At 69.1% G+C, this 1078-nt stretch carries 2 protein-coding genes; both read right to left on the bottom strand.

Features of this window, described 5'->3' with window-relative positions:
- Positions 1 to 128: 128 nt before the first annotated feature.
- Complete coding sequence (locus tag GRC12_RS44605; protein ID WP_208786118.1) at positions 129 to 557, bottom strand: MaoC family dehydratase; 429 nt, start codon at positions 555 to 557, stop codon at positions 129 to 131.
- 7 nt (positions 558 to 564) lie between these two features.
- The gene (locus tag GRC12_RS44610; protein WP_208786119.1) at positions 565 to 1017 is read right to left on the bottom strand and encodes a MaoC family dehydratase N-terminal domain-containing protein; all 453 of its coding nucleotides are present in this window, start codon (positions 1015 to 1017) and stop codon (positions 565 to 567) included.
- Positions 1018 to 1078: the final 61 nt, after the last annotated feature.

The following is a 1078-nucleotide window of genomic DNA, read 5'->3' on the forward strand; positions in this document are numbered from 1 at the left end:
CTCGATCAGGGCGCCCTGGTCGTCGTTGGGGACGACGACGGGCTTCGTGAAGCGGACCCCGTACTCGACGACCGCGCCCGGGTCGCCGGCCCAGTCGGTGACCACCCGGATCGCCTCGGCCATCGTGCTCATGCCAGGCGTACTACCGCCCGCGACATGCCCAGCACCTTCTGGCCGGCGCTCGTCGCGGTGAGGTCCACGCGGACCGTGTTGTCGTCGAGCTTGGCGGCCACCTTGGCGCTGACCTCGATCAGGGCGCCCTGGTCGTCGTTGGGGACGACGACGGGCTTCGTGAAGCGGACCCCGTACTCGACGACCGCGCCCGGGTCGCCGGCCCAGTCGGTGACCACCCGGATCGCCTCGGCCATCGTGAACATGCCGTGCGCGATGACGTCCGGCAGGCCCACCTCCTTGGCGAACTTCTCGTTCCAGTGGATGGGGTTGAAGTCACCGGAGGCGCCCGCGTACTGGACGAGCGTGGCACGGGTCACGGGGAAGGACTGGGCCGGCAGTTCGCTGCCGACCTCTACATCGTCGTATGCGATCTTCGCCGTCATCCTGCTCTCACGCCTCCTCTGCCGCGCGCGCGACCAGCTTCGTCCAGGCGGTCACCACGTGCTCGCCCGCCTCGTCGTGGACCTCGCCCCGGATGTCGAGGATGTCGTTGCCGGCCATGGACTTGATCGCCTCGATGGTGGAGGTGACGGTGAGCCGGTCGCCGGCCCGTACCGGGCGGACGTAGGAGAACTTCTGGTCGCCGTGCACCACGCGGCTGTAGTCCAGGCCGAGTTGTGGGTCCTGGACGACCTGTCCGGCGGCCTTGAAGGTGATGGAGAACACGAAGGTCGGCGGGGCGATGACGTCGGGGTGACCGAGCGCCTTGGCCGCCTCCGGGTCCGTGTACGCGGGGTTGGTGTCCCCCACCGCCTCGGCGAACTCGCGGATCTTCTCCCGGCCCACCTCATAGGGGTCGGTGGGCGGGTAGGTCCGCCCCACGAAGGACTGGTCGAGCGCCATGGCTCGCTACCTCCTGCTGATGTCTGCCTGGTGTGTGCGGGGTGTGTGGTGGGTGGTGGCT

This window comes from Streptomyces griseorubiginosus, assembly GCF_017614965.1.
Classification (GTDB): domain Bacteria; phylum Actinomycetota; class Actinomycetes; order Streptomycetales; family Streptomycetaceae; genus Streptomyces; species Streptomyces griseorubiginosus_B.